This is a genomic window from Nocardia sp. NPDC004123 (assembly GCF_053603795.1).
Genome location: NZ_JBSGGG010000073.1, coordinates 1 through 1,517 on the forward strand (window position 1 = coordinate 1; position 1,517 = coordinate 1,517).

Below are 1,517 nucleotides of genomic sequence, written 5' to 3' on the forward strand. Positions count from 1 at the left end.
CTGGCTTCGACACCGGGGAGCGCGGTGGACGTGGCCGCGGCGGGTGCCGCCGGCCGCGCCCGCGGCGGGGTTCGCGCTCGCAGCCGCCGCCTTCGGAGGGCTGATCGCCCAATTGCTTTCCTGCACACCATGGTTCCCCGATCGCATTCGCATCGATTTCCCGATCGCCGCCGCCCTGGCCGCCGCGATCATCATGTGGCGCTGGTGTGCCATCCGCCGAAAGGACGACTACCGATGACATCCCACGCTTCCACCGATCGCCGTGCCCGAGCGCTCCGGCTCGCCGCCGCGACGTTGATTTCGGCCACACTGGCCATCGGCGGTCCCGGCACCGCCGCTGCGGATGCCCCGGCGGGTCTCGACTTCTACACGCCCGCAGCCGATCTCGTTCCCGGCCCGCACGGATCGGTGATCTGGTCCCGTTCACTCACTGGTATCCCGGGCCTGGAACGCGCACGCAATAGCCTGGTCCTGTACCGCTCCGTCGATGCGAATGGGAACGACGTGCCGGTCTCCGGCACCGTGTCCGTCCCCGAGGGCACTCCCCCGCCGGGCGGCTGGCCGCTCATCTCGTGGGCGCACGGCACCACCGGTATCGCCGACGGGTGCGCGCCGTCCCGTGACACCGGCCCGGACTATCCCTCGCACGGCTACACCACCCGCGTGCGCATCGTCCAGCAACGACTGCTCGACGCCGGATACGCGGTGGCGCAAACCGATTACCAGGGGTTGGGCACCCCCGGCCGGCACGGCTATCTCATCGGTACGACCGAGGCCCGCGCGATCGCCGACATGGCGCTGGCCGCCCGCGAGATCGCCCCCGAGATCGGCACCCGCTGGGCGACCATCGGCCATTCCCAGGGCGGCCAGGCGGCCGTCTTCACCGCCGCGCTCGGCCAGGATTGGGCCCCGCAACTGCGCTTCGTCGGCGCCGTGGCGATCGCTCCCGGCAGCAATTCCCGTGCGCGCCTGGAGATCCTGCGTGCCGCGTCCGCCGCCGGCCCGGCCGCGAATCGCCTCACCCCGCACGGCGCACTGGCTTTCCTCCCACTGCTCGTCGAGGGCGCCCGCACCGCCGCCGACATCGACCCCGCCCGCTTCCTGACTCCGGAGGCCATCGCCCGCCTGCCGTTGGCGCACGACTACTGCATCGGCGATCTGATGGAACCCGATCAATGGGGCGACCTCACACCCCAGCAGGTGATGCAACCGACCGCGGACCTGTCCCAGCTGTCCCCGATCCTCGACCAGAACGAGCCCGGCACAGCCCATTTCGACCGGCCCCTACTGGTCATGCAGGGCCGCCGCGACACCATCGTCCTCCCCCTGGGCACCGACGCGACCGTCACCGCCCTGCTCGCCGACGGCCAATCGGTCGATTACCGCACCACCGAATACGCGACCGACGACCACTACACCGTCCTCGACAACGGCTACCCGGCCCTCCTCGCGTGGACCAACACCCGCTTCGACCGCTGACACAAAAAGGCCGGTCACCACGGTGAATGTGGTAACCG

1 protein-coding gene and 1 pseudogene are annotated in these 1,517 nt (G+C 70.6%); both read left to right on the forward strand.

What is annotated here, in order from left to right:
* Positions 1-238: pseudogene (locus ACWEQQ_RS45005) on the forward strand (hypothetical protein); the annotation flags it as partial.
* Complete coding sequence (locus ACWEQQ_RS45010) at positions 235-1,479, forward strand: alpha/beta hydrolase family protein (protein ID WP_452352569.1); 1,245 nt, start codon at positions 235-237, stop codon at positions 1,477-1,479. The pseudogene ACWEQQ_RS45005 and the gene ACWEQQ_RS45010, both read left to right, overlap by 4 nt.
* The last annotated feature ends 38 nt before the right edge of the window (positions 1,480-1,517 follow it).